At 62.7% G+C, this 25,577-nt stretch carries 19 protein-coding genes; 14 read left to right on the top strand and 5 right to left on the bottom strand.

Annotated features, from left to right (window positions below; genetic code table 11):
- Positions 1–32 precede the first annotated feature (32 nt).
- From AB5Y90_RS10565 to AB5Y90_RS10545, 5 genes are all read left to right on the top strand, one after another.
- Positions 33–425 (top strand): DoxX family protein, encoded by a 393-nt coding sequence (locus tag AB5Y90_RS10565; RefSeq protein ID WP_005336513.1) that lies wholly within the window; start codon positions 33–35, stop codon positions 423–425.
- 258 nt (positions 426–683) lie between these two features.
- A complete protein-coding gene (gene recC, locus AB5Y90_RS10560) occupies positions 684–4,058 on the top strand; it encodes an exodeoxyribonuclease V subunit gamma (protein WP_368166860.1) in 3,375 nt (1,124 codons plus the stop codon).
- Entirely contained in the window at positions 4,058–7,666 is a 3,609-nt protein-coding gene (gene recB, locus AB5Y90_RS10555; protein ID WP_368166859.1) for an exodeoxyribonuclease V subunit beta, read from the top strand. Before recC ends, recB begins: the two co-directional genes overlap by 1 nt.
- Positions 7,663–9,726 carry an exodeoxyribonuclease V subunit alpha gene (gene recD, locus AB5Y90_RS10550; protein ID WP_368166858.1) on the top strand — a complete coding sequence of 688 codons (2,064 nt, stop codon included), beginning with the start codon at positions 7,663–7,665 and terminating at the stop codon, positions 9,724–9,726. The genes recB and recD overlap by 4 nt, the downstream gene beginning before the upstream one ends.
- A 1,151-nt stretch (positions 9,727–10,877) precedes the next feature.
- On the top strand, positions 10,878–11,642 hold the full coding sequence (locus tag AB5Y90_RS10545; RefSeq protein WP_005336490.1) for a helix-turn-helix transcriptional regulator: 765 nt from the start codon (positions 10,878–10,880) through the stop codon (positions 11,640–11,642).
- A gap of 40 nt (positions 11,643–11,682) precedes the next feature.
- On the opposite strand, the gene AB5Y90_RS10540 is transcribed toward AB5Y90_RS10545, so the two are convergent.
- Positions 11,683–12,495: a UTRA domain-containing protein gene (locus tag AB5Y90_RS10540; protein ID WP_368166857.1), complete on the bottom strand. Its 813-nt coding sequence runs from the start codon at positions 12,493–12,495 to the stop codon at positions 11,683–11,685.
- Positions 12,496–12,707: 212 nt separating this feature from the next.
- Here AB5Y90_RS10540 and AB5Y90_RS10535 point away from each other — a divergent pair, with 212 nt between their 5' ends.
- From AB5Y90_RS10535 to AB5Y90_RS10510, 6 genes are read left to right on the top strand one after another with little or no spacing between them, the layout of a single operon-like run.
- On the top strand, positions 12,708–13,754 hold the full coding sequence (locus AB5Y90_RS10535) for an ABC transporter substrate-binding protein (RefSeq protein WP_071913232.1): 1,047 nt from the start codon (positions 12,708–12,710) through the stop codon (positions 13,752–13,754).
- Between the two features lie 10 nt (positions 13,755–13,764).
- Complete coding sequence (locus AB5Y90_RS10530) at positions 13,765–14,598, top strand: alkaline phosphatase family protein (RefSeq protein WP_257124162.1); 834 nt, start codon at positions 13,765–13,767, stop codon at positions 14,596–14,598.
- Positions 14,598–15,497 (top strand): ABC transporter permease subunit, encoded by a 900-nt coding sequence (locus AB5Y90_RS10525; protein WP_257124163.1) that lies wholly within the window; start codon positions 14,598–14,600, stop codon positions 15,495–15,497. The genes AB5Y90_RS10530 and AB5Y90_RS10525 overlap by 1 nt, the downstream gene beginning before the upstream one ends.
- Positions 15,490–16,266 carry an ABC transporter permease gene (locus AB5Y90_RS10520; protein ID WP_257124164.1) on the top strand — a complete coding sequence of 259 codons (777 nt, stop codon included), beginning with the start codon at positions 15,490–15,492 and terminating at the stop codon, positions 16,264–16,266. The genes AB5Y90_RS10525 and AB5Y90_RS10520 overlap by 8 nt, the downstream gene beginning before the upstream one ends.
- A 6-nt stretch (positions 16,267–16,272) precedes the next feature.
- On the top strand, positions 16,273–17,280 hold the full coding sequence (locus tag AB5Y90_RS10515) for an ABC transporter ATP-binding protein (RefSeq protein ID WP_257124165.1): 1,008 nt from the start codon (positions 16,273–16,275) through the stop codon (positions 17,278–17,280).
- A 39-nt stretch (positions 17,281–17,319) separates the two neighbouring features.
- Positions 17,320–17,973, top strand: coding sequence for an HAD family phosphatase (locus AB5Y90_RS10510; RefSeq protein ID WP_257124166.1), 654 nt, complete (start codon positions 17,320–17,322; stop codon positions 17,971–17,973).
- Positions 17,974–18,088: 115 nt separating this feature from the next.
- Here AB5Y90_RS10510 and AB5Y90_RS10505 read toward each other — a convergent pair whose 3' ends face one another.
- The gene (locus AB5Y90_RS10505; RefSeq protein ID WP_307896033.1) at positions 18,089–19,723 is read right to left on the bottom strand and encodes a sensor domain-containing diguanylate cyclase; all 1,635 of its coding nucleotides are present in this window, start codon (positions 19,721–19,723) and stop codon (positions 18,089–18,091) included.
- An 83-nt stretch (positions 19,724–19,806) separates the two neighbouring features.
- On the opposite strand from AB5Y90_RS10505, the gene AB5Y90_RS10500 reads away from it, so the two are divergent.
- Positions 19,807–20,247 (top strand): DUF2214 family protein, encoded by a 441-nt coding sequence (locus AB5Y90_RS10500; protein ID WP_257124168.1) that lies wholly within the window; start codon positions 19,807–19,809, stop codon positions 20,245–20,247.
- 137 nt (positions 20,248–20,384) lie between these two features.
- Complete coding sequence (locus AB5Y90_RS10495; RefSeq protein WP_257124169.1) at positions 20,385–21,284, top strand: DMT family transporter; 900 nt, start codon at positions 20,385–20,387, stop codon at positions 21,282–21,284.
- A 64-nt stretch (positions 21,285–21,348) separates the two neighbouring features.
- Here the strand turns inward: AB5Y90_RS10495 and AB5Y90_RS10490 are convergent, their stop codons facing one another.
- The 3 genes from AB5Y90_RS10490 to AB5Y90_RS10480 all read right to left on the bottom strand — a co-directional run bounded on the left by AB5Y90_RS10490 (position 21,349) and on the right by AB5Y90_RS10480 (position 23,678).
- A complete protein-coding gene (locus AB5Y90_RS10490) occupies positions 21,349–21,975 on the bottom strand; it encodes a glutathione S-transferase family protein (RefSeq protein ID WP_160880561.1) in 627 nt (208 codons plus the stop codon).
- Positions 21,976–22,082: 107 nt separating this feature from the next.
- Entirely contained in the window at positions 22,083–23,351 is a 1,269-nt protein-coding gene (locus AB5Y90_RS10485) for an O-acetylhomoserine aminocarboxypropyltransferase/cysteine synthase family protein (RefSeq protein WP_257124170.1), read from the bottom strand.
- A 150-nt stretch (positions 23,352–23,501) separates the two neighbouring features.
- The gene (locus AB5Y90_RS10480; protein ID WP_108613440.1) at positions 23,502–23,678 is read right to left on the bottom strand and encodes a hypothetical protein; all 177 of its coding nucleotides are present in this window, start codon (positions 23,676–23,678) and stop codon (positions 23,502–23,504) included.
- Positions 23,679–23,778: 100 nt separating this feature from the next.
- On the opposite strand from AB5Y90_RS10480, the gene sgrR reads away from it, so the two are divergent.
- Complete coding sequence (gene sgrR / locus AB5Y90_RS10475) at positions 23,779–25,482, top strand: HTH-type transcriptional regulator SgrR (protein WP_368166856.1); 1,704 nt, start codon at positions 23,779–23,781, stop codon at positions 25,480–25,482.
- Positions 25,483–25,577 lie beyond the last annotated feature (95 nt).

Genomic DNA, 25,577 nt, shown 5'->3' with positions numbered 1-25,577 from the left:
AGCGGTGATGTGACACAAACGAGGAAGATGAAATGGACAAGATGAAAGATGTAGCGCTGCTGGCGGGTCGTGTACTGCTGGCGCTGATGTTCGTAATGGCGGGCTGGAGCAAGATCGGCGGCTATGCCGGTACTCAGGGCTATATGGAAGCGATGGGCGTGCCGGGCTTTATGTTGCCGCTGGTGATCCTGCTTGAGCTGGGTGGTGGCCTTGCCGTCGTGCTGGGTCTCTTTACCCGCAGCCTCTCCGTGCTGCTGGCCGGTTTCACCCTGATGGCTGCCTTTATTTTCCACTATCAGCCTGCCGAACAGATGCAGATGCTGATGTTTATGAAGAACGTCTCAGTGGCCGGTGGTTTCCTGGCGCTGGCGGCGGCCGGAGCAGGGGCTTTCAGTGTGGATGCCCGTCTCGGCAAAAACTGGTAATGCCCTGAAGAGTCAAGTTTTCCAATGCCTTTTGGCCGGTGCAACTGCACCGGCTTTTTTCTGTCTGCGTTTTCCGGATAGGTGAGGCGGTGCGTCAAATCTGCGGCGCCCCTCATGGTTCAGCGGTTTACCCGCCTGCTGGCCACAAGAGCCTTTTGCATCTTCCCCCCCGATCCCTGACAATTCCCTCTCTTGTGAAGTGACGGAAATGGCTCGCCTTTTCCCTCGCCCCCTCTCATCCACAGGCGGGAATTGCTCATGTTTACCCTCTACCACTCCAATCAGCTGGATCTGCTCAAAGAGCTGCTGGTGAGCCGCATCCGGCAGGCCCCTCTCTCTCACCCCTTAGATCGGGAGCAGATCCTGGTGCAGAGTCCGGGCATGGCCCAGTGGCTCAAGCTGGAGCTGGCCAAAGCGTTCGGCATCGCAGCCAATATCGACTTTCCGCTGCCCGCCAGCTTTATCTGGGAGATGTTCACCCGGGTGCTGGCGGATGTACCGCGCCAGAGCCCCTACAACAAGGGCTCAATGAGCTGGCAGCTGATGACCATTCTGCCCGCCTTGCTGGATCGCCCCGCCTTTGCCCCGCTCGCCGCCTATCTGGGCGGGGGAGATGAGGAGGAGCCTGCCAAGGAGCCCGAGCAGGTGCGGTTGTGGCAGCTCTGCCAGAAGGTAGCGGATCTCTTTGACCAATATCTGGTCTACCGGCCGGACTGGATCGCCCGTTGGGAAGAGGGGGAAGGATTGAGTCAGGAGCTGGCCGGGGTGAGCGGTCAGGATTGGCAGCCGGAGCTGTGGCGCGAGCTGGTGGCACGCACGTTGGCGCTCTCTCCGAGTGGCTACCACCGCGCCAACCTCTACGAGGAGTTTATCCACGAGCTGGAGCGCACCGCCGATCTGCCGGGCAAGCTGCCGCAACGGGTCTTTGTGTTCGGCATCTCGGCGCTGCCGCCGCGCTATGTGGAGGCGCTGCTGGCCCTCGGCAGCCGACCGGAGGTGGAGGTGCACCTGTTCGTCAGCAACCCCTGTCGCTACTACTGGGGGGATCTGTTGGATCGCAAGACGTTGGCACGGCTGGAGAACAAGCTCAAACCCGGCACCGATATCGAGACATTGCAGGGCCCCGCCAACCCGCTGCTCGCCTCCATGGGCAAGCTGGGGCGCGACTACCTGCATCAGCTGATGGAGCTGGAGGTGCCGCAAATCGAGGCTTTCGTCGATATCGACGAAGTGGATGGCAAGGGCAATGTCAGCCTGCTGCGCGCCATCCAGAAGGATGTGCTGGAGCTGGCAGAACGGGGCGCCGGTCAGTTCGATCTCGACAGCAGCCATCACAAGAGCCCGATCGATCCGGCGGATGGATCCTTGCAGATCCACGCCTGCCACGGTCCGATGCGCGAACTCGAGGTGCTGCACGACCGGCTGCTGGCGCTGTTCGAGCAGGACCCGTCCCTCACCCCGAAAGACGTGGTGGTGATGATGCCGGATGTGAACAGCTACGGCCCCTACATTCAGGCGGTGTTCGGGGCGCGCGGCCAGATCCCGTTTGCGGTCTCGGATCGGGCGGCGAGTCAGGAGAGCCCCCTGCTGCAGAGCTTCCTCGCCCTGCTCAGGCTGCCCAACGCCCGCTTCGGGGCAGGGGAGCTGCTCGCCATTCTCGAGGTGCCCGCCGTGCTGCGCCGCTTCGAGCTGGATGACGACGAGTTCAACCAGCTGCGGGTCTGGGTGCAGGAGACCGGCATTCGCTGGGGGCTGGATGACGGCTATCCCGTCCGTTTCGATCTTCCGCCCATGTCCGGCAACAGCTGGCTGTTCGGTCTGCGCCGCATGCTGCTCGGCTTTGCCATGGGGGATGGCGAGCCGGTGGCGGGCATTCTGCCCTATGCCGATATCGAGGGTCAGCAGGGCTTGGCGCTCGGCAAGCTAGCCTGGTTCGTCGATTCGCTGGCCGAGTTTTTGCCCCGCCTGCAACAGGCGCAGCCGCTGGCCGAGTGGAACGCCTGCCTGCTGGCGCTGCTGGAGCGCTTCTATCTGGCTGACGAGGATGAAGAGCGTCAGCTTCAGCTTATTCGCAGCCAGCTGGCCGAGTGGCAGACCCGGCTCGGCGAGGCCCGTTTCGAGCAGCCCATCACCGCCGATCTGCTGCAGGATTACCTCGGAAGCGTGCTGGGGGAGTCCCGCTCCAGCCAGCGCTTCCTCGCCGGTCAGGTCAACTTCTGCACCCTGATGCCGATGCGCTCCATCCCCTTCAAGCAGGTCTGCCTGCTCGGCATGAACGATGGCGTCTACCCGCGCACCCTGGCTCCCATGGGGTTCGACTTGATGGCGGTGGCGTCGCGGCGTGGGGATCGCTCCCGCCGAGATGATGACCGCTACCTCTTCCTCGAGGCGCTGCTCAGCGCCCAGCAGGGGCTCTATATCAGCTATCAGGGCTTCAGCGCGCAGGACAACAGCGACAAGGTGCCCTCGGTGCTGTTGGCGGAGCTGATCGACTATGTGCGGCAGGGCTTTGTGCTGGCGGGGGATGAGGATCTCGACGACGAAACCTCCGGCAAGCGGCTGCTCAACCACCTGATGGTGGCGCATCCGCTCACCCCCTACAGCCGCAACTACTTCTATCCAGAGGCGGGATCGCGCCTCTTTACCTATGCCGCCGACTGGCTGCCCGCCCTCAATCCGGTGCGCGGCGCGGCCAACTTCCAGAGTGGCGAGCTGCCTTTGCCCCCCGAATGGGGCAAGGAGCAGGGGCTGGAGCTGGCGGAGCTGCTGCGCTTCTATCGCCAGCCCACCAAATATTTCCTCAACCGTCGCCTCAAGGTGTGGTTTGAGCTGAACGAAGCCAACATCGAGGACAGCGAGCCGTTCGAGCTGGATGGCCTGCAACATTACCAGCTTAAAGATCTGCTGCTCGATGCCCATCTGGCAGAGGGGGATAGCCCAGAGCGGAGCCATAGCGTGAGCATACGGCGAGAGCGGTTACAGCTCACCGGCCTGCTGCCGCAAGGGTGGTTTGGCAGCCTGCTGCTGGACGATCTGGATGCCGAGATGGGCAAGCTGGCGGATCGGCTGCGGCCATGGGTTGCGGCCAATGAGACAGACAAGCAGGCGGTGGAGATCGATATCTCCCTGACTCAGGGTCAGCTGCAAGGGTGGATCGACACCCAGAAGGGGCGCTTGCTGGTGGTCAAACCCGGCAGCTTCAACGGCAAGGATCTGCTGCTGGGCTGGATCCAGCACCTCTGCCTCTCATTGAGCTGCGCCCCCGGCGACACCCTGCTGTTCGATGCCAAACAGAGTCTGCGACTGCCTGTACTCGCTGCCGACGAGGCGCGGCCCAAGCTGGCGGCGCTGGTGGCGTGCTGGGCGCAGGGGATGAAGCGGCCGCTGCCGTTTTTCCCCAACACCGCATGGGATTGGCTCAAGGCGATCGAGAAGGATCCCGACAAGCCGGAGGCGGCCGACAAGGCGGCTCTCACCCGTTTCAACGGCGGCTGGATGATCAATGGGGAGGGGCAAGATGTTTACGTCGCCCGCTGCTTCCCCGAACTCGATGACGAAGTGCTGGGGCAGTTGCAGGCGCTGGCCCGCGAACACCTGACCCCGCTGCTCAAGACCCTGGAGGAGCTGAAATAATGGCTAACCCGCTCAATACATTGCGTTTTCCCCTCCATGGTGAACGACTGATCGAAGCCTCCGCCGGTACCGGCAAGACCTACACCATCGCCGGTCTCTACCTGCGCCTGCTGCTGGGCCACGGCCCGCTCATTGAGGAGGGGGCCGATGCCGGTCAGCCGAGCGCCCATGAACGGCCGCTCTCGGTGACCGAAATTCTGGTGGTGACCTTTACCGAAGCGGCCACCGCCGAGCTGCGCGGGCGGATCCGCGGTCGCATCCACGAGGCTCGGCTCGCCTTTATGCGCGGCCATAGCAATGATGCCCTGCTGGCCCAGCTGCTGGCAGAGGTGGCGGATCACGAATTGGCGGCCCGCCGCCTGCTGGCCGCCGAGCGGCAGATGGACGAGGCGGCGGTCTTTACCATCCACGGTTTCTGCCAGCGGATGCTGAAACAGAACGCCTTCGAGTCGGGCGCCCTCTTTGAAACCGAATTTCTTACCGACGACAGCCAGCTCAGGCTGCAGGCGGTGAGCGACTACTGGCGCGCCGAGTTCTATCCGGTGGATAAAGCCCTCGCCAGCGCCGTGCGCGCGCTCTGGCCGAGCCCCGCCGCCCTGCTGCGGGAGATGGTCAGCTGGCTCGACAATAGCGAGCTGGAGATCCACCCCGTGCTGGGGGACGAGACCCTCGCCGCCCGCCATCAGGCCGCCATGAGTCGCATCGCGGCGGTGAAGAGTGAATGGCTGGCGCAGACGGACGAGATCCGCCGCCAGACCGACGGCCAGATCAGCCGCTACACCGGCAAGAACTACGAAGGGTGGCTTGCCAAGATAGCCGACTGGGCACAGGACGAGAGCAGTGGCTACGCCATCCCCAAGGAGCTGGAGCGCTTCGGCCAGACTGTGCTGGAGGAGAACCTCAAGAAGGGGGGCGCGGTGCCGACCCTGCCGCTGTTCAGCCAGATAGACGAGCTGCTGGCGAGCCGCCCCGGTATTCGGGATCTGATCCTGCAACGGGCCGCCAAAGTAGTGCGCAGCCGGATGCAGGCCAGCAAGCGCCAAGCCCATCAGCTCTCGTTCGATGACCTGCTCAAAGACCTCGACGGGGCGCTTGGCTCCAGCCTTGGCGAGCGGCTCTGCGAGCGCATTCGCGCCACCTACCGGGTGGCAATGATCGATGAATTTCAGGATACCGATCCCCAGCAGTACCGCATCTTCCATCGCCTCTACGGCGGCCACACAGACACGGCGCTGTTGATGATCGGTGACCCCAAGCAGGCCATCTACGGCTTTCGCGGCGCCGACATCTTTACCTACATTCAGGCGCGGCGAAATGTGAGCGCCCACTACACCCTCGGGCGCAACTGGCGCTCCAGCAGTGCGCTGGTGGGGGCGGTCAACGGCCTGTTCGAGCGGGCCAAGGATCCCTTTATCTACGAGGCGGATATCCCCTTCCTGCCGGTGGAGGCGCAGGGCAAGAGCAAGGCGCTGCTGCTCGATGGTGCTACCGCCCCTGTGCTCCACTGCTGGCAGCTGACCGGCCAGCCCACCTTCAACCGGGGGGATTACCAGAGCAAGATGGCGCGCGCCACCGCCGCCGAGATCCACCGTCTGCTGACCCTGGCCCGTGAGGGCAAGGCGCTGATCGGTGACAAGGCGGTGAAGGCCGGAGATATCGCCGTGCTGGTGCGAACCGGCGCCGAGGGCAAGCTGGTGCAGCAGGAGCTGGCGCGCCTCGCCATCGCCTCCGTCTATCTGTCGAACCGCGAGAGCGTGCTGGAGCAGACGGAGGCGCGGGAGATCCTGCTGATTTTGCACGCCTGCCAGAACCCGAGCGAGGAGCGCAGCCTGCGGGCGGCGCTGGCCACCGGGCTGTTTGATCTCGACGCCAAGGCGCTCGATGGGCTGGCCAGCGACGAGCGAGCGTGGGAGAGCGCGGTGCAGGAGTTTATGGAGTACCGCAAGATCTGGCACCGCCGCGGCGTGCTGGCGATGCTGCGGGCCCTGCTGCACCGGCGCAATCTCGCTTCTTCCCTGCTGGCGAGTCCCTATGGCGAGCGGCGGCTGACCAACTTCCTCCATCTCGGCGAGCTGCTGCAACAGGTGAGCAGCGAGCTGGATGGCGAATATGCCCTGCTGCGCTGGTTGGGGGAGGCGGTGAGCCGCCCCAACGGGCAAGATGCGGAGCAGGTACTGCGTCTCGAATCCGAGCGGAAATTGGTGCAGATCGTCACCATCCACAAATCCAAGGGGCTGGAGTACCCGCTGGTATTCCTGCCCTTTATCTGCAGCCACAGAACCGCCGAGACCCCGCTCTATCACGAGGCGGATGAGGCGGGCAATCGCACCATTCTCGATCTGACCGGCGCCGACTCGTCGCTCGCAGAAGCTGACAGGGAGCGCCTTGCCGAAGATTTGCGGCTGCTCTATGTGGCGCTGACCCGGGGCGTCTACGCCACCTGGCTGGGGCTGGCGCCGGTGCGGGCGGGAGCAGGCAAGTCGGAGAAGACTGACCTGCACCACACCGCCATCGGCTACCTGCTGCAAAAGGGCGAGGAGGGGGATGCGCAGACGCTGGCCACCGCCCTGACCGAGCTGGCACAGGCGCTGCCCGGGGTGGCCGTCGGTGAGCCCTCGCTCACTCGTCCGGCCCCGCTGCCGCCAGAGGAGGAGCAGCTGGGCGAGCCGCAGGTGCGCCATTTTAGCGGCTCCCTTGAGCGGGACTGGTGGATCAGCTCCTACTCCGGACTGGCGGCGCAGGGCCATGGTCACAGCAAAGGTGTCTTGGCCAACCCCGGCTTCGATGACGAGGTGGTGACCGAGGCGGCCGCATTGGCTTCCGAGCAACCGGAGGAGGCTCCCCAGCCCTCCATCTTCACCTTCCCGAAAGGGGCGCGCCCCGGCACCTTGCTGCACAGCCTGTTCGAGACCATCGACTTTCAAAGCGCCGCGGGCGACTCGCTGGCAGAGCATATCGCCGCGCTGTTGGCGCAGGATGGCTTCGACGAGAGCTGGGCCCAAGTGCTGCAACAGCAGGTGGAGGCGGTGCTCGATACCCCGCTGGAAACGGGCTTTGGTGAGCCGGTACGGCTGCGGGATCTGGCGCCCGAGCGCAAGCAGGTGGAGCTGGAGTTCTTCCTGCCCATGGGGCGGGTGACGGCACCGGCGCTGACCGCCCTCTGCCAGCAGTACGACCCGCTGTCGCGGGGCAACAAGCCGCTCAGCTTTGCCACCGTGCAGGGGATGCTCAAGGGCTTTATCGATCTGGTGTTCGAGTGGCAGGGGCGCTGGTATCTGCTCGACTACAAATCGAACCACCTCGGCATGAGCCCCGCCGATTACAGCCGTCCGGCGCTGGAGCGGGCGATGGCCGAGCACCGCTACGACCTGCAATACCAGCTCTACTCGCTGGCGCTGCACCGGCTGCTCACTTTGCGCCTGCCGGGCTACGACTTCGAGCAGCACTTTGGCGGGGTCTTCTATCTGTTCCTGCGCGGAATGCCGCAGGGGGGCATTTTCCATACCCGCCCGAGCCGTGAACTGGTGCTGGGGCTGGATAAGTTGTTTCGCGAAGGCAGTGAGCTGCCAGCAGCGGGATCCCAAGCATTGAACGAGGTAGAGGCATGAGCGGCACCATGATCAGCACCGCAACCAATGCAATGATGGTTGAACGGTTGAAAACACTGGCGCTGGCTGGCCGCATCCGCCAGCTGGATCTGCAATTTGCCCGGCTGGTGGCCGACCTTGGCGGCAGCCCCGAGCTGGTGCTGGGGGCGGCGCTCGCCTGCTTCGAGCTGGGGCGCGGCCATGTCTGTCTGCCGCTTGAAATGTTGACAGCCGGATCACTGCGCCCGTTCGGGCTGGATCCCCAGCAGAGCCGGGATCTGTTGGCTGATCTGGCGGATCCTTCCCGCTGGCCCGCCCTGTTTGCAGAGAGTCCCTTGGTGGGTACCGAACAGGATGAGGGGCTAGCCCCGCGCTGGCCGCTGCGGCTGTGGCGCGGGCGGCTCTATCTCACCCGCTACCACGATTTTGAACTGGGGGTGGCCCGCCATCTGCGCGCGTTGAGTGAACGTGCCGAATGGCCGGAGATTGCCCCGGCCCTGTCGCGGCTGTTTGCCCGCGACTACGCTCTGGTGTTCCGGGCGCTGCTCAACGCCCGCCTCGCCCCCGACTTCTCGGCCCGCCACTTTATCGAGAAGTATCTCGATCTGGTGTTCCCGAACGAGGTGGACTGGCCCGCCATCGAGGGGCTGCTGGCCAGTGCGCAGGCGGCGAGCGACTTGAGCAAACTGGATAAGCTGGTGCCCGAGGCGCTCTGCTGCAACGGCCAGAAGCTGGCGGCGGCCACGGCGGCGGCGCGCCCCTTTGCGGTGATCTCCGGCGGCCCCGGCACCGGCAAGACCACCACGGTCGCCAAACTGCTCGCCATTCTGGTGGAAACCGGGCTGCAAGCAGGCAAGGCACCGGCGATCCGGCTGGTGGCCCCCACCGGCAAGGCGGCGGCGCGCCTCACCGAGAGTATCGGCTCTGCCCTGCAGGCCCTCGATCTGCCCCCCGAGTGGGTCGAAGCGATCCCCACCGAGGCGGGCACTCTGCATCGGCTGCTCGGGGTCATTCCGGGGCGCAGTCAGTTCCGCCACCACGCGGGCAACCCGCTGCACCTCGACTTGCTGGTGGTGGATGAGGCCTCCATGGTCGATTTGCCGATGATGGCGCGCCTGCTCGATGCGTTGCCGAGCCACGCTCGCCTGATCCTGCTCGGCGACAAGGATCAGCTCGCCTCGGTGGAGGCGGGGGCCGTGCTCGGCGATATCTGCAGCTTTATCGAACAGGGCATCAGCCCGGCGCAGGCGGATTGGCTCTCCCGCCAGACCGGCTACCGTTTGCAGGGTACGCCCGCGGGGGCGCCGGTGCGCGACAGCCTCTGTTTGCTGGCCAAGAGCTGGCGCTTTGATCAGCATTCGGGCATCGGCCAGCTGGCACGCGCCTGCAACAGCGGCGATGCCACGGCGGTGGAATCAGTCTGGGGCATGGGCTTTAGGGATATCAGCCTGCACCCCTGGGCGGGGGAGGCCTACGACGCCCTGATTGCCCAGGGGGTGGCCGGTTATGGAGCCTATCTTAAGGCGGCCCGCGCGGGGGAAGCGCCCGCCGCCGTGTTCAAGGCATTCAACAGCTTCCAGATCCTCTGCGCCCTGCGCGATGGCCCGTTCGGGGTGCTGGGGCTTAACGAGCGGCTCGAACTCGCCTTGTCACGGGTCGGCCTGATTGCCCGCGATGGCGACTGGTATGCCGGTCGCCCGGTGATGGTGGTGCGCAACGATCACGGGGTCGGCCTCTACAACGGCGATATGGGGCTCTGCCTGCCCGATGAAACTGGGCGGCTCAAGGTCTGGTTTGAGCAGCCGGACGGCACCCTGCGGGCCCTGCTGCCAAGCCGTTTGCCGCCCGTTGATACGGTCTATGCCATGACCATCCACAAATCCCAGGGTTCCGAGTTTGCCCACACCGTGCTGGTGCTGCCCGACAGCCCCAGCCCACTGCTGACCCGCGAGCTGGTCTATACCGGTATCACCCGCGCCAAGGCGAAACTCGAGCTCTACGGCGATCGCGCCCTGCTGGCACAAGCGGTACGGAAAAAGACCGAGCGTTATTCCGGATTAGCGGAGAGGTTGGGGGAGTGAGCAATTGGACGGCGGTAAAGGGCGTTGCTGTTGACCCGTTACGCTGTGCTAATTGCACCAACAGTGTTGTGGCAATGAACGGTATGTTTTATGACCGTGACGCACGGTAATGGCGCTTGTCATTTTTGCTACTTAAGGTATTGATTTTTAAAGGGTGTTATCTCGGCGCGCTTTTTGTGGGTCGCTACATGTATTTTTGTTTTATAAATAGCGCAGCGTGACATGCCCAGTAGGGAGGAAGGTCGTGGTTGAAGAGGCACTTTCGTATAAGAATCTTGGCCCTTGTCTGAGCAGTGATTTGGCCGCATACCTTGTAGAGAAGCATGGATTAACACATGAAGCTGCTCGCCAACGGATCAGACGATCAAGTAATCGAGTAAAACAGCTAAGGAAGGTGCGAATAAGTCACCAAACATAAAAATGCGCCCTTGTAAGCATTTGAATTTAATAAACTAAATTTTTCAGTTTCGTTGTGGAGGGTGCTTATTCGCACCCTCCATAGGATGCGCGGTATGATTAATTTTGTTTGCTTATATATCCAAGCCATTTAAAAGATAGGTTTTTGGCGTTTTAAATAACTTTGCTATATTCGTTTTTATATTTTTCGAAGCTTTCCAAGCAAGCCATTTAAATATATTGAATGGCAATAACACGGTATTTATGATCGTTTAGGATACCTTGCCAGAGGGGGCGTGGTGGCTGGCGCATCAGTGGGCGGCGGGTGGCCGGTGACACTTCCCCTTGCCGGGGCCCTTGACCTGACCTGCGAATTCAGGGAAAAGAAAAGGGCGGTGCTATCAGCGCCGCCCAATGCCAGGAAAGAGAAAAAACCTTACGGTTTAAAAGATAAAAATTTGGAAGCAAACAATCGATTTCTCAACCAGGAAGGGTCTTGAATTCGATACGTTTCGATTATGCGCGATGTTCTATGCAGCACTAGCAAAATGTTTGCGGGTTGAAAGATATGCACTGTCTGGTGTCATATTTTGCGACCTCATCGTTCAACTGGTCTGTCCTGATGGGCGTTGTAGGCGATTTTTTCTCTAGGCTGTTTTTTCGGTGTCAATATCTGAGCCTTGAAGGTAAAAAACAGGTCAGAAGCTGACTCGGCATAACCATGCAATGAAAGTGCGATAACAAGGAAGAGTGGCATGACCTACAGCCAGACCCTGGCCAACAATATTCTCGACACCCTGAAGAAGACCCTGACCGACAAGGGGATCCGCTATCAGACCCTGGCAGAAGCCATGGGTGTCTCCATCGCGACCGTGAAACGGATGATGAACAAGCCCTCGCTGCCGTTCGATACCCTGCTGGAGATCTGCCATCTGGTGGGGCTCTCGTTCGAGGAGTTGCTGGATCGCACTCAGGACGCCCAGAGCCGCCGCGCCGTCTTTACCCAGGAGCAGGATGAGGCGTTTCACAACGAGCCGGGGCTCTACGCCTTTCTCGCTAATATCTTCTGGCGCGACAAGACGCTGATCGATCTCAAGCGGGAGTACGGCCTGACCGATGCCTCCTGCTACCTCTATCTGCGCAAGCTGGAGAAGCTTGGCATTTTGCAGCTCGGTATCGACAACAGTTACCACTTCCTGATCAGCGAGCGGATCAGCTTCGAGCAGCACAGTCGTTTCGCCCGCCAGCAGGCGCGGCAGGCGATGTCGGTGCTGGGGGAGTATCTGGTGGAGAACATGCACAAGTCGAACAACTATATGGCGCTCTGCCAGTTGCACCTCAACGAGGGGGAGGCGATGGCGCTGATCGACCGGATGAAGGAGTACTGGCATCAGGAGATCAAGCTCAACCGCCCCGCCATCGGCCAGCAGGAGCACGCCAAGACCTACACCATGTCGCTGCAACTGGCCGACTGCGGCTACCAGAGCTTCGACGACATGATCCCCAATATCGACAACTGATCCCGGCGGATCCTGCGGGATCCGCTCTGTTGGCTGGAGTCTAATCGGCGACCCGGGTTTGTTGCAGCTTGCCTGCGAGCGGCTGCAATGCTCGCGTATCCAGACAGATGCGGATCGCATCCGGCCGCCAGTGCTCGATATCGCAATCCACCAGAGCGCCCCGCTCGTCATAGTTGACCCGCACCAGCCGCAGTACCGCGCTCCCCTCCGCCAGATTGAGGGCGCGGGCGATGGCGCCCCGCGCCGCCGAGGGGGTGATCTCGAGACTCGCCCCGCCCTGGCCTATGCCATAGCGCTGCTGATAGAGCTCGGTGAGGGAGCTGGCCAGCGGCGCGCTGGCGATATCGGGAAAGCGGCTCGCCAGCAGGTGGTGGCTGACATGCAGCACCGGGCGGCCGTCGATCAGCCGCTGGCGGCGGATCTCATAAAGTGGAGTAAAGGGTTCCAGCCCCATCCAGCGGCACAGCTCGCTGCTGGCAAGCTCGCTGCCGTGGGCCAGCACCCGGGTTTCGGCGGTTCGTTGTTGTTCGCCGATCCACTGGTGAAAGTGAGTGTGGATGGCGGGATCGTAGGTGAGGCGGGGTGGTGCCACAAACCAGCCGCGCCGCTCGGCACGGTAGATAAGGCCGTCTGCTTCGAGGCTGGAGAGCGCCTCCTTGATGGTGATGCGGGTGGTGGCGAAACGCTCGCTCAGGGCCCGTTCGGCGGGCAGCTGCTGCCCGGCCCCCAATTGGCCGCTGCCGATATAGCGGCGCAGGGTCTGGCAAATCTGTTCGCACTTGGAGGCGCGGCCATCTGCCGCGACCCGTTCGCTCAATCTCGGTTCAATCACGATTATGTCCCTGTCACTCATTCTGGCTGTGCGGGCTGGCCTGGCCCTTGTTGGTTCAGTCCTTGCTGGAGTAGTCCAGCTTCACTTGGGTTCAGAGTTGTAACCGCAGTGGATGACAGCGACATGACAGGGAAATTGTCATCAAACTGCCATCAAAGCGCCCCGCGACCGTCATATTTCCCCTCTAGCATCCCTCTCGAACCTTAACTGACCTAGTCCAGAGGGATGGGATGATGAAAAGCGTGATCGCAAGTGCACTGGCTCTGGTGGCCATCAGTCAGCCACTGTTTGCCGCCGAAAATATCGCAGATCTTGAGAAGGCCGCTCGCGGCGAAGGGCAGCTCAGCAGTATCGGCATGCCCGACAGCTGGGCCAACTGGAAGGATACCTGGCAGCAGCTGGGCAACATCTACGGCATCAAGCATCAGGATACCGACATGAGCTCGGCGCAGGAGATCGCCAAGTTCGCCGCCGAGAAGGCCAACGCCACCGCCGACATCGGCGACGTGGGCGGCGCCTTCGGTCCGGTTGCGGTCAAGCAGGGGGTCACCCAACCCTACAAGCCCTCCACCTGGGCCGACATTCCCAACTGGGCCAAGGATGCGGATGGTCACTGGATGCTGGCCTATACCGGCACTATCGCCTTCCTGATCAACAAGGATCTGGTCAAGGCTGCCCCCACCAGCTGGCAATCCCTGCTGGGCGGCAACTACAAGGTGACCCTGGGTGACGTGGGCGTTGCCTCGCAAGCCAACAACGGCGTGCTGGCGGCGGCCTATGCCACCGGTGGCAGCGAGAAGAATCTCAAGCCCGCCCTGGAGTTGTTCGGCAAGCTGGCCCAGCAGGGGCGCCTGTCGCTGAACGACCCGACCATCGCCAACATCGAGAAGGGCGAGGTGGAAGTGGGTGTGCTGTGGGACTTCAACGCCCTCAACTACCGCGACCAGATCGACCCCAAGAAGTTTGAAGTGGTGATCCCGAGCGACGGCTCCGTCATCGCCGGTTACACCACCATCATCAACAAGTGGGCCAAGAACCCCAACGCCGCCAAGCTGGCGCGGGAATACATCCTCTCCGATGCCGGTCAGATCAACCTGGCCCGTGGCTACGCTCGCCCGATCCGCAGCAACGTTGCGCTGCCGGAGGACGTGAAGGCCAAGCTGCTGCCGGCCGAGCAGTACGCCAATGCCAAGCCGGTGCAGGATCACGCAGCCTGGGAGCAGAGCTCCAAGGCCCTGCCGCGTCAGTGGCAAGAGAACGTCATGATCTACATGCAGTAAGGAGCGGCCAGTGCAACACAAGGTGATAGTGGTACTTGTGGATGGCCTCTCTGCCGGGGTAGCCCATGGAATGGGCTACCTCGCAGGCATGGTGGAGGCGGAGCGCGGCCTCTATACGACCCTCAGCTGCGCCCTGCCATCCCTCTCCCGGCCTCTCTACGAGTGCATCCTGACCGGCGTACCGCCGGTGGCGAGCGGTATCACCCACAACGGGGTGAGTCGTCTCAGTCTGCATGACTCCATCTTCCATCTGGCCCGTGCCGCGGGTAAACGCACCGCAGCGGCGGCCTACTACTGGGTGAGCGAGCTTTACAACAAGAGCCCCTGGCTGGCGGCCCGTGATCGCTTTACTCACGACGAGCAACTGCCCATTCAGCACGGCTGCTTCTACTGGGATGACCACTATCCCGACAGTCATCTGCTGATGGATGGGGAATGGCTGCGCAGCCAGTACGATCCCGATTTTCTGCTGATCCACCCGATGGGGGTGGACGATGCGGGCCACAAGTTTGGCCTCGACTCCTGCCAGTACCGCAATCAGGCACGCCGGATGGACAGCCTGCTGGCCGATCTGCTGCCCCAGTGGCTGGCGGAGGGGTATCAGGTGGTGATCACCTCGGATCACGGCATGAACAACGACCTGAGCCACGGCGGCACCCTGCCGGAAGAGCGCACCGTGCCGCTCTGGCTGTTTGGCGATGCCTTTATCGAGCGCTGGCCGGATGGGGTGGCGATTGCCCAGACCCAGCTCTGCGCCCTGATGGCGGATCTGCTGGGGGTTTCCCACGACAAGCCGGCAGCGCCACCGCTGCTCAAGGCCGCCTTTATGCGCGAGGTGCACTGATGATGCCTGCAACCACCGAGATCCTCGTGGATCAACCCGTGGCAACCAAGCAGAAGGTGCGCCGTCACTGGCTGCCCGCGTTGGTGCTGCTGCCGTTTGTCCTGCTGATGATCCTGTTCCAGCTCGCCCCCATGGTGTGGGTGCTGGTGGGCAGTTTCCAGACCTCCGATGGCTGGAGCATCGACTACTACCGGGAGATTTTGAGCTCCCCCTTCTACCTGCAATCGTTCGGCAACTCGTTGCGCATTGCCGGTATCGCCAGTCTGGCGGGGCTTGTCATCGGCACCCTCGGGGCGGCGGCGCTGCGCCACAGCGGTGAGCGGGTCAAACGGCTGCTGCTGGCCTTTGTCACCATGACCGGCAACTTCAGCGGGGTGCCGCTGGCCTTCGCCTTTATCATCATTCTCGGCATCAATGGTGCGGTGACCCTGCTGCTGAAATCCTGGGGATTGATCGACGGCTTCAACCTCTACTCGGGCAGCGGCCTTATCCTCATCTACACCTACTTCCAGATCCCGCTCGCCCTGCTGCTGCTCTACCCGGCGTTTGATGCGCTGCAGGATGAGTGGCCGCAAGCGGCCGCGCTGCTCGGCGCGAGCAAGGGACAATATGTGTGGCATGTGGCGCTGCCGGTGCTGACGCCTGCGCTGCTCGGCACCCTGATCATCCTGTTTGCCAACGCGGTGGGGGCTTATGCCTCCGCCTACGCCCTCACCACCGGCAACTTCAATCTGGTGACCATCCGAGTGGCCAGTCTGGTCTCCGGCGATATCTTCCTCGAGCCCAATATGGCGGCGGCGCTGGCGGTGATCCTGATGGTGCTGCTGGGAGTGGTGACGGTCGCCAACCAGTGGCTGTTGAAAAAGAGCTATGTGAACAAGGGGCAATCCCATGCATGATTTGACGCCGCGCTGGCCCAAGTGGGTGCTGAGTGGGCTGGTTGCCACCCTGCTGCTGCCGCTGTTGGCTACCTTTCTCTACTCCATCTCCACCCGCTGGGGGGCGACCCTGCTGCCGGATGGCTTCACCCTCGACTGGTATCTCAAGCTGTGGGGTGACCCGCGCTTTTTGGCTGCATTTGGCCGCAGCCTCCTGGTCTGCTTCGCCACTCTGCTGCTGGGGACGCTGGTGCTGGTGCCGACCGTGCTGGTGGTGGCCTACTACTTCCCCAAGCTGGATCCCTGGATGAACCTGCTGATCCTGCTCCCCTTTGCGGTGCCGCCGGTGGTCTCGTCAGTGGGGCTGCTGCAGATCTACGCCGATGGTGTCCTGCCGATTATCGGCACGCCGTGGATCCTGATCGGCACCTGGTTCACCGTGGTGCTCCCCTTTATGTATCGGGCGCTGGCCAACAGCCTGCAAGGGGTACCGCTCAGGGATTTGATGGATGCCGCCCACCTGCTGGGGGCCAGTAGTCGGCGCGCCTTTCTGTTGGTGGTGATCCCCTGCCTGCGCAAGGGATTGCTGGCGGCGCTGTTTCTCTCCCTCTCCTTCCTGCTCGGCGAGTTCGTGTTTGCCAACATGCTGGTTGGCACCCGTTACGAGACCCTGCAGGTCTATCTCTACAACATGCGTTCAACCTCGGGCCACTTCACCAGCGCGCTGGTGATGAGCTACTTCCTGCTGACCCTGCTGCTCACCTGGGCGGCGAACAGATTTCATCGGTGAATCAACATGTTCCATCTAGAAGTGAATCAATTGCACAAATCCTACGGCGACACCAGAGTGTTCGAGGGGATTGAATTCGGCATCCGCAAGGGGGAGCTGGTGACCCTGCTTGGCCCCTCCGGCTGCGGCAAATCCACCCTGCTGCGGGCGCTGGCCGGGCTCACCCCGGTGGATGGCGGTCAGGTGCGGGTGGCCGGTGAAGAGATCACCTGGCAGGCGCCCCAGAAGCGGGGTATCGGCATGGTATTCCAGAGCTATGCGCTGTTCCCCAATATGACGGTGTGGGACAACGTCGCCTTCGGCCTCAAGATGAAACCCCAGCCGGGGCGGGAGCTGGCGGCCAGCGTGCAGGAGGCGCTTGAGCTGGTGGAGCTGACCGGTTTCGAGCGCCGCTATCCGGCCGAGCTCTCCGGTGGCCAGCGTCAGCGGGTAGCGCTGGCCCGGGCGCTGGTGGTGCAGCCGCGGATCCTGCTGCTGGACGAGCCGCTCTCGGCGCTGGATGCCCGTATCCGCCGCAGCCTGCGCCAGCAGATCCGCGAGATCCAGCAGCGCCTCGAGCTCACCACCATCTTCGTGACTCACGATCAGGAGGAGGCGCTCACCATGTCGGACAGGATCTTCCTGATGAACAAGGGATCCATCGTCCAGAGCGGGACGCCGGAGGAGATCTATACCCGTCCCGCCAGCGAGTTTGTGGCGAGCTTTATCGGCAACTACAACCTGCTCGGCGCAGAGCAGGGCAAGTCGCTGTTTGGCCCCCGTTTTCAGGGCAAGCTGGCGCTGCGGCCGGAGTCCATTACCCTGCTGCCCGCCGGGGCGAGCAGCAGCGAACCCAGCCTGCCCGGCATCGTTCGTCAGCAACAGCTGCTCGGCAACGTTATCCGCTATCAGGTGGAGTGCGAGGCGGGGCTGTTGACGGTGGATTGCCTCAACCGTTCGGCTGGCGATCTGCTGGCTACCGGCAGTGCCGTGACCCTGGCGGTGGCCCGGGATCAACTCTGTGAGGTAGCATGACGCCTCGTTTCATTTTCGTTGTTACCGCAAGGAGCCCTCATGGCACTGGCACTGTTTGATCTGGATGAGACCCTGATTGCCGGGGATTCCGCCAGCCTCTGGCTGGAGTACATGGTGGCCGAGGAGCTGGCCCCCGCCAGTATGATCGCCGAGGAGCAGGCCATGATGTCCCTCTACCATCAGGGCAAGATGGATATGCACCAGTACATGGCCTTCACCCTGCAACCGCTGGCGGGCAAGACGCGCCAGTGGCTCGACTCGCTCTGTGCCCGCTTTGCCGAGCAGGTGCTGCGCGAGCGCCTCTACCCCGAGGGGTTGGCGCGCATCGAATGGCATCGGGAGCGGGGCGACGAACTGGTGCTCATCTCCGCCTCCGGCGAGCATCTGGTGGCCCCCATGGCGAAGATGCTGGGGATGGATCACTGCGTCGCCATTTTGCTCGATGAGGAGGAGGGGATGCTGACCGGCCAGACCCGCGGCACCCTCAGCTTTCGCGAGGGCAAGGTGGCCCGCATCAACCAGCTCTTTGCCGGCAGGGACCACCTCTGGCAGGGGAGCTTTGGCTACAGCGACTCTCACAACGATCTGCCCATGCTGCGGGCGGTGAGCCATCCTCATGCGGTCAATCCCGCCCCCGCGCTGCGTCAGCAGGCCGGGGAGCTGGGTTGGCCGGTGTGGGAGTGGCAGCGCTGAGTCGTGCGTCACACAGGCTTAACGTGCGGCAAGAAGCACGTTAAACAAAGAGAGAGGCTGGAGCCTCTCTCTTTGTTTTTGCTGACGGCGTTGTGGTTGATGCTGGCGGCGGTGGCTACCCCTCGTTGGTTTGTTGCCGGGGCTCGCCAAAGGCGGGCACTTCCTCCTCGGCACTCTGGTGAGGGGCGTGGCGCAGCGGGAAGCAGATACGGTTTTTCCCCTCCCGCTTGGCCTGATAGACCCCCTTGTCGGCCAGCTCCACCAGCTCTTTGGCCGAGAGCCCGGAGCGGCTGAAGGCCACCCCGCCACTGATGGTGATGGTGAGGTCGGGTTCGCGCCACTCCAGCTGCTCCACCCCGAGCCGGAACGCTTCCAGCAGGGAGGGGAGCATCGGCTGCTCTTCGCCGTAACGGAAGATCAGCACCAGCTCCTCGCCGCCATAGCGGCAGAACCAGCCCCACTCGTGGAACAGATTCATGCCCAGCTTGCTCACCCGCTTGAGCACCACATCCCCCGCCTGATGGCCGTGGGTATCGTTGACCCGTTTGAAGTCATCCAGATCGAACATCACCACCCCGAAGGGAGCGCCACTGTTGAGCTGCTTCTGCAGGCACTCGTCGAAGAAGCGACGATTGTAGAGCCCGGTGAGCTTGTCCTGATGGGCTTGCAGGCGGATCTGGGCAAAGTCCTGGCTGGCGGCATCCATCTCTTCATAGACCTTGGCCAGCTCCAGCATGCGGCGGCCGTTGTAGGCGATACCGCCGGAGCGGCTGGCGCGGATCAGCAGGGTGATCTCCCCCAGCATGCGGCGGAAGTAGCGGGACCAGAGCAGGGCCAGCAGCAGATAGAGGATGCAGGCGACGGCAATCATCAGCTGCACGTTGATGGAGACGCTGTCGATCACCTGCTGCATGCTGGCAGTCGGCTCGACGCTGAGCAGGATCCAGCGCTGTTCGGGGATGCGGTAGTAGGAGACCATCAGGTCGCTGGCATTATCGAGGAAAAAGCCCTGCGGCAGTTGCATCCGGGCCAGCCAGTCGGGGTGAGCGAGGGGTTTGAATACCCGTTCGCGATCCGGATGGGCCAGCACCAGCCCGTCATGGTTGAGCAGGATCTGATAGCCATTGCCCAGATGGTGACTCTGATCATGCCGACTGTTTAGCCAGTTGGCGAGGGGGGTGAGCTGGGTATCCAGCGAGAGTACGCCAACCCGCTTGCCGTCAGGATCTTCAATTACCCGGGCCAGCGCCATGGTGAGGGTGCCCAAGGTGTAGTCGTAATAAGGATCGGTCCAGACAATCTGTCCGGGATGGCTGGATGCCAGCAGATACCAGGGGCGGGTTCTGGGATCGAACTTCTCGTCGGCCTGCCAGGAGGGGTGGATCAGCATCTTGCGATGCTCGGTGCCCACGTAGACGTAATCGAGCTCCATCACCTTGTGATAGGCCTGCCACTGTTGCAGGTAGCGCTCGCCGTTAAGGATCTCCGGGCCGCTGAAATCCTGATAATTTACCTGCTGATAAATGAGCGTAAACTGGCGTTTGAGGGTCGCCAGATAGGGTTCGATCAGGGTATGGAAATACTGGGTGTTGCGAGCAATCAGGTTCTGTTGCTGCTCGTGGCGCAGGGTGCGCTCCATATGCAGGTAGTAGATGCTGCCGAGCAGCAACACAGGGATAAAGAGCAAGAGGAGGCCCAGCCGCATGCGGGTGATCAAAGACCAAGTGTTCTTGGGCTTGGCGGGGGACATGAACAGATCCTTTTCGTCTCGGGTGACACCAGCATATATGATGCGGTGCGGCTCGTCTAAAGGCAGAAAATGAGATGTTTCCGATGCTGAACCACACTCTGCTCTCAATGATTCATTATGGCAGCATAGCGGTGCTGATCCTTGCCCTCTGTGTCGAGTATCTGATCTTTCGGCGCGGCCTGAACATGCTGCGAGTGCGCCGCCTGCTGCTGGCAGATGGGGTGGCGGCGCTGGCGCTCTTCTCCATCTTTGCGACCGGGTGTCTGCTGGCCCTCGAGCATGCCAGCTCGGTGGCAGAGATCTTTGCCCATCCTGCCCACGGCCTCAAGATGGGGCTGTTTCTGCTGATTGTTGGCTCCCTCGTTTATCCCAGCCGCCTCTTCTATCGCTGGCGTCGCGCCCTGCGTCTGGGCAAGGCGCCGATGATCTCCATTCAGCAGCACTTCCGGGTGGTGTGGATCCTGCGGGGCAATCTGCTACTGATTGCCCTGTTGGCCATGTTCACCAAGCCCTCGCTGCTGTAACACTCGCGGTGCTCAAAAGCAGTGCAATGCAGCGCGTGGAGAGCGAGAGCGAAGACAAAGAGTGGAGACAAGAGGATAGGGAGGCGGGTATCTTGGATCGGATAACCCGTCACGCGCCGATTTAAGGAAGAATCGCCATGCGCTCCAATCTGATGTTGCTGATGGCTGCCACCATCTGGGGTATGGGCTTTGTCGCCCAGCGCCTCGGGATGGATCACATGGGGCCCTATACCTTCAATGGCCTGCGCTTTCTGCTCGGCGCCCTCTCCCTGCTGCCGCTGCTCTGGTGGCTCAAATCCCGACAACCTGTTGCTATCTCGGGCGACCATCGCCAGCTGCTGATCGGTGGTGTGCTGGCCGGGTTGGTGCTGTTCTGTGCCGCCTCCCTGCAGCAGGTGGGGCTGCTCTATACCACGGCCGCCAAGGCCGGTTTCATCACCGGGCTCTACATCATTCTGGTGCCGGTACTGGGGCTACTGCTGCGCCACAAGAGCGGACTCAATACCTGGATCGGCGCCGTCATTGCGCTGGCCGGTCTCTATGTACTGAGCGTCACCGACGAGTTCACCATCGGCTTTGGCGATCTGTTGCAGGTAGTCGGCGCCCTGTTCTGGGCTGTGCATCTGCTGCTGGTGGATCACTACTCCAACCGTGTTGCTCCCATCAAGCTAGCCGGGGTGCAGTTTGTAGTCTGCGGCCTGCTCAGCCTCGCCAATGCTTTTGTCATCGAAACCCCGACTGTGGCTGGTGCAGTAGCCGGTTGGCAGGCGCTGCTCTATGCCGGGCTGGTGTCGGTCGGGGTCGGTTATACCCTGCAGGTGGTGGGGCAGCGGGGCGCTCATCCGGCCCACGCAGCCATCATCCTCAGTCTGGAGACCGTGTTTGCCGCCGTGGGTGGCGTGTTGCTGCTGGGGGAGACGCTGGACGAGCGCGCTATCGCCGGTTGCGCCCTGATGTTGGCGGGAATGCTTATCTCTCAAATCCGGCTGCGCTGGTGGTGGAAGTCGCGCCGAGACAAGGTGCCTGTGACCAAGTAAACCGCGCTCGCAGCATAACAAAACGCCCCGACTGTCGGGGCGTTTTGCATGGTGGCTGTTTGGATCAGGGGCGCTGATCCAGCTCGCGCTCCAGCTCTACCGCCTTCTGACGGGCCGGATGGGTATTGAGGCGCTGCCAATAGGCTTGCAGGTGCGGGAAGTGGGCCAGCTGACCACTTTGCGCCAGCAGATCCACCAGGAAGGAGTTCATGATGTCGGCGCCGGAGAGGCGATCCCCCACCAGATAGTGGCGACTCGCCAGTACCTCATTGAGGTAGCCCAGCACCTTGGCACACTCCGCCTTGGCGTAGTCCGGCAGGAAGCGCATCGGGCTGCCATCCTTGCGCACGAACATGTCGAGCAGCAGCGGCAGGATGCCGGAGCTCTCGGCAAAGTGGAGCCACTGCAGATATTCGGGATACTCCGGGCTATCTGGTGCCGGTGCCAGCCGCTCGGCGGCGTAGCGGGCAATCAGGTACTCGGTGATGGCGCCCGATTCCGCCAGCACCCGGCCGTCGAACTCGATGACCGGCGACTTGCCGAGGGGGTGGATGGCTTTTAGCTCGGGCGGTGCCAGAAAGGTGGCGGCATCGCGCTGATACGCCTTGATCTCATAGGGTTGACCCAGCTCTTCGAGCAGCCAGATGATGCGTTGGGAACGGGATTTGTTCAGGTGGTGCAGGACTATCATAACGACCTCGATTTGGTGGCAGGATGGGGTGTACGAACGGGCGAGGGGGGGCGGTTCACCGGCAGTAAAAAAAGAGCGGGCTGATGCCCGCTCCCTCGTTGACTGACTCAGGCCTCCAGCGCCTGATCCAGATCCGCCAGAATGTCCTCGATCGCCTCGATCCCGACCGACAGCCGGATCATCTCCGGTTTCACGCCTGCCTTGGCCTGCTCCTCCTCGCTCAACTGGCGATGGGTGGTGGAGGCTGGATGGCAGGCCAGCGACTTGGCGTCGCCAATGTTGACCAACCGCTTGAAGATCTTCAGCGCATCGTAGAAGCGCACACCCGCTTCATAACCATCCTTCAGACCGAACGAGAGAATGGCCGAGGGGCGGCCGGCCATGTACTTCTCTGCCAGCAGATAGTGAGGGTGACCCGGCAGACCGGCGTAGCTGACCCAGGCCACCTTGGGATGATGCTTGAGGTGGTTGGCGACCCGCAGGGCGTTGTCGACGTGGCGCTCCATGCGCAGGCTCAGGGTCTCCAACCCCTGCAGCAGCAGGAAGGCGTTCATCGGCGCCAGCGCTGCGCCGGTATTGCGCAGCGGCACTGTGCGTACCCGCCCGATAAAGGCGGCAGGGCCAAAGGCCTCGGTATAGACCACCCCGTGGTAGGAGGGTTCGGGTTTGGTCAGCTGGGGGAAGCGCTCGGGGTGATCCGCCCAGGGGAACTTGCCCGAGTCGACCACCACGCCACCCAGCGAGTTGCCGTGGCCGCCGACATATTTGGTCAGGCTGTGTACGACTATGTCAGCGCCGTGTTCGATGGGCTTGCAGAGTACCGGGGTGGCGACCGTGTTGTCGACGATGAGCGGCACACCACGGGCGTGGGCGGCCTTGGCCAGCGCGGCCAGATCGACGATGTTGCCCGCCGGGTTGCCGATGCTCTCGCAGTAGACTGCCTTGGTCTTGTCGTCGATAAGGGCGGCGATGGCCTCGGCGCTGTCATCCCTGGCGAAGCGCACCTCGACCCCGAAACTCGGCAGCATGTGGGCGAACAAGGTATAGGTGCCGCCATAGAGCTGGGGCGTGGAGACAATGTTGTCACCGGCGGCGGTCAGCGCCTGAATGGCGTAGGTGATGGCGGCGGAACCTGCCGAGACCACGAGCGCGGCAATCCCCCCTTCCAGCGCGGCCATCCGCTGCTCCAGCACATCATTGGTGGGGTTCATGATGCGGGTGTAGATGTTGCCCGGCACCGCCAGATTGAACAGATCCGCCCCGTGCTGGGCGCTCTCGAACTCGTAGGCCACCGTCTGGTAGATGGGCACGGCGACCGCTTTGGTGGTGGGGTCGTTGGAAAAGCCGTGGTGCAGGGCCAGGGTCGCATCTTTCATCACACACTCCTTGTTGGATGTTGCTTATGGCAGTTATAGATGGATAGACGTCCAATCTATCAGGCCCGTGGCCGATGTAAACAGCAAGATCCGGCAAAGCAGTGTCGCCCGCAGGGGATGCGCGTCCCGGGTGGTTGGCATGGCCCGCATTCAGAGGCGACGGCGATACTCCTTGTCATCGATCTGGTTCATGTCCCACTGCATCAGGCGGTTGAGCTGCTGCATGGGATCTTCGATAAGTGGCAAGGGGCGCGGCAGGATCCGCTTGAAGTAACGGCGCAAGGTCTGCTGGATCCGGTTCGGTTTGAGGGGGTTGGCGTGGATCATGATGGTGCTCCTCTACTGTGGTTCTCACGTTCATCAGCAGTATTGAGCTAAAATGCGGAAGTAAAAACTGATGACTTACAGCAACAGGATTTCCTCTTTTATGCCGACCGGCCGCCTCTACCAGCAATTTCAACGACTCGCCCAGCTGCTTGGCAGCGATGAGCGGGAGATCAGCCTCGCCGAGGTGGCGGATCTGCTCTGCTGCACCCCACGCAACGCCCGTCTGCTGCTGCGGCGGATGCAGGATCAGGGCTGGCTCAGCTGGTCGGCGGAAGCGGGGCGGGGGCGGCGCTCCCGGCTCACCCTGCTCGACAGTCAGGAGAGCCTGACCCGGCGCCGCTTGCGGGAGCTGCTCAGTCAGGGCCAGCTGGCGCAGGCGGTGCGGCTGGCCGAGGATCGCCTCGATCTGCTCACTCCGCTGCTGATTGAACAGCTCGGTCAGGCCACCCGCGAGGGACGCCAGATCCTGCGGGTGCCCTACTACCGGCCGCTGCCGCAGTTGCTGCCCACCGGCCCGATGCGCCGCTCCGAAATTCACCTGAGCCGCCAGATCTTCAACGGCCTCACCCGGCGAAATGAGGAAAATGGGGAAATCGAAGGGGATCTGGCCCACCACTGGGAGTGTCTGGGCCCCTGTCACTGGCGCTTCTATCTGCGCCCGGCGGTGCGCTTTCACCACGGCCGCGAGCTGGTGGTGGAGGATGTGATGGAGAGCCTGCTGGCCCTGCGGGATCGGCCGCTGTTTTCCCATCTGACCCGGCTGGAGAGCCCCTGGCCGCGCACCCTGGATCTCTATCTCGACAGCCCGGATCCCTGGCTGCCCCACCTGCTGGCGGAGCCGGTGGCGACCATTTTGCCGCGGGAGCTCAAGGGGGAGGCGGGCTTTGCCCTGCAACCTGTGGGCACTGGCCCTTACCGGGTGGCCGCCAACGATCCCCTGCATCTTTGCCTTGCGGCGTTTGACGACTACTTCGGCCTGCGCGCCCTGCTCGACGAGATCGATATCTGGATGCTGCCGGAGCTGGCGGAGCGGCTGGAGACCCACCTGCAGCTGGGGCGCGACAGCCCTGAGCTCGGCACCATGCGCGGCGAGTCGGAGCTGGAGTCGGGCTGCTATTTCTTGCTGCAGGACGATCGTTCCGGATCCTTGCAGGATCCCGCCCTGCGCCAGTGGCTGGGTCAACTGCTCAATCCGGTAGCCCTGATGGGACGGGTCGCCCCCGAGTTGCAACGGGGCTGGACCAGTGCCCTCGGCCTGTTGCCCCACTGGCGCGAAGCGTTGCCCGCGCCCTTGCCCACACCGGCGCAGTTGCCGACAACCTTGGTGCTTGGCTGCTTCAACCAGCATCTGGAGTTCAACGAGTGCGCCAACGCCATGAGCAGCCTGCTGGCCGAACAGGGGATCCGGCTCGAGGTGCGCACCCTCGATTACGGCCGCTGGGTGAGTGGCGATGATGAAGACGTGGATCTCTGGCTTGGCACCCTCAACCTCGAACATGCCGGCCCCTTTGCCCCCTACGCCTGGTTGCAGGGCACCCCGTTGCTGCGCAAGGTGTGGAGCAGTCAACGTGAGTTGTGGCAAGGGTTGATGCAGTGGCGCGCCAGCGGTGAGGAACCAGGCCCCCGCGCCCTGCTGGCAACCGTGCAGCAGCAGAGCTGGTTTGTGCCGCTGTTTCACCACTGGCTGGAGCTGGAGAGCCGGGTCGGCGTGCACGGGGTGCGGATGACGGCGCTCGGCTGGTTCGATTTTCGCAGCGCCTGGCTGCGGCCCGAGCCGACCCATCAACCCGCAGAGGCGCCATAGTTCGTCCAATTTCTGTCGCGGCTGACGAGTGCTCCGTGGCCGCTTGCGTGAAAGATCCGTAAATCGGCCGCTGCTGCACAGTTTGTGTCACGCCT

Source organism: Aeromonas sp. R4-1, from assembly GCF_040908325.1.
GTDB classification, from domain to species: domain Bacteria; phylum Pseudomonadota; class Gammaproteobacteria; order Enterobacterales; family Aeromonadaceae; genus Aeromonas; species Aeromonas veronii.
This window is presented reverse-complemented; position numbering and strand designations above follow the sequence as displayed.

Bases quoted from the DNA above. Each gene is read 5' to 3' on its own strand.
- AB5Y90_RS10480 (WP_108613440.1), bottom strand. From the start codon at position 23,678: ATGATCCACGCCAACCCCCTCAAACCGAACCGGATCCAGCAGACCTTG.
- recB (WP_368166859.1), top strand. From the start codon at position 4,058: ATGGCTAACCCGCTCAATACATTGCGTTTTCCCCTCCATGGTGAACGA.
- recC (WP_368166860.1), top strand. From the start codon at position 684: ATGTTTACCCTCTACCACTCCAATCAGCTGGATCTGCTCAAAGAGCTG.
- AB5Y90_RS10510 (WP_257124166.1), top strand. From the start codon at position 17,320: ATGGCACTGGCACTGTTTGATCTGGATGAGACCCTGATTGCCGGGGAT.
- AB5Y90_RS10540 (WP_368166857.1), bottom strand. From the start codon at position 12,495: ATGAGTGACAGGGACATAATCGTGATTGAACCGAGATTGAGCGAACGG.
- AB5Y90_RS10505 (WP_307896033.1), bottom strand. From the start codon at position 19,723: ATGTCCCCCGCCAAGCCCAAGAACACTTGGTCTTTGATCACCCGCATG.
- AB5Y90_RS10500 (WP_257124168.1), top strand. From the start codon at position 19,807: ATGCTGAACCACACTCTGCTCTCAATGATTCATTATGGCAGCATAGCG.
- AB5Y90_RS10515 (WP_257124165.1), top strand. From the start codon at position 16,273: ATGTTCCATCTAGAAGTGAATCAATTGCACAAATCCTACGGCGACACC.
- AB5Y90_RS10485 (WP_257124170.1), bottom strand. From the start codon at position 23,351: ATGAAAGATGCGACCCTGGCCCTGCACCACGGCTTTTCCAACGACCCC.
- AB5Y90_RS10535 (WP_071913232.1), top strand. From the start codon at position 12,708: ATGAAAAGCGTGATCGCAAGTGCACTGGCTCTGGTGGCCATCAGTCAG.
- AB5Y90_RS10525 (WP_257124163.1), top strand. From the start codon at position 14,598: ATGATGCCTGCAACCACCGAGATCCTCGTGGATCAACCCGTGGCAACC.
- AB5Y90_RS10520 (WP_257124164.1), top strand. From the start codon at position 15,490: ATGCATGATTTGACGCCGCGCTGGCCCAAGTGGGTGCTGAGTGGGCTG.
- AB5Y90_RS10495 (WP_257124169.1), top strand. From the start codon at position 20,385: ATGCGCTCCAATCTGATGTTGCTGATGGCTGCCACCATCTGGGGTATG.
- AB5Y90_RS10490 (WP_160880561.1), bottom strand. From the start codon at position 21,975: ATGATAGTCCTGCACCACCTGAACAAATCCCGTTCCCAACGCATCATC.
- sgrR (WP_368166856.1), top strand. From the start codon at position 23,779: ATGCCGACCGGCCGCCTCTACCAGCAATTTCAACGACTCGCCCAGCTG.
- recD (WP_368166858.1), top strand. From the start codon at position 7,663: ATGAGCGGCACCATGATCAGCACCGCAACCAATGCAATGATGGTTGAA.
- AB5Y90_RS10565 (WP_005336513.1), top strand. From the start codon at position 33: ATGGACAAGATGAAAGATGTAGCGCTGCTGGCGGGTCGTGTACTGCTG.
- AB5Y90_RS10545 (WP_005336490.1), top strand. From the start codon at position 10,878: ATGACCTACAGCCAGACCCTGGCCAACAATATTCTCGACACCCTGAAG.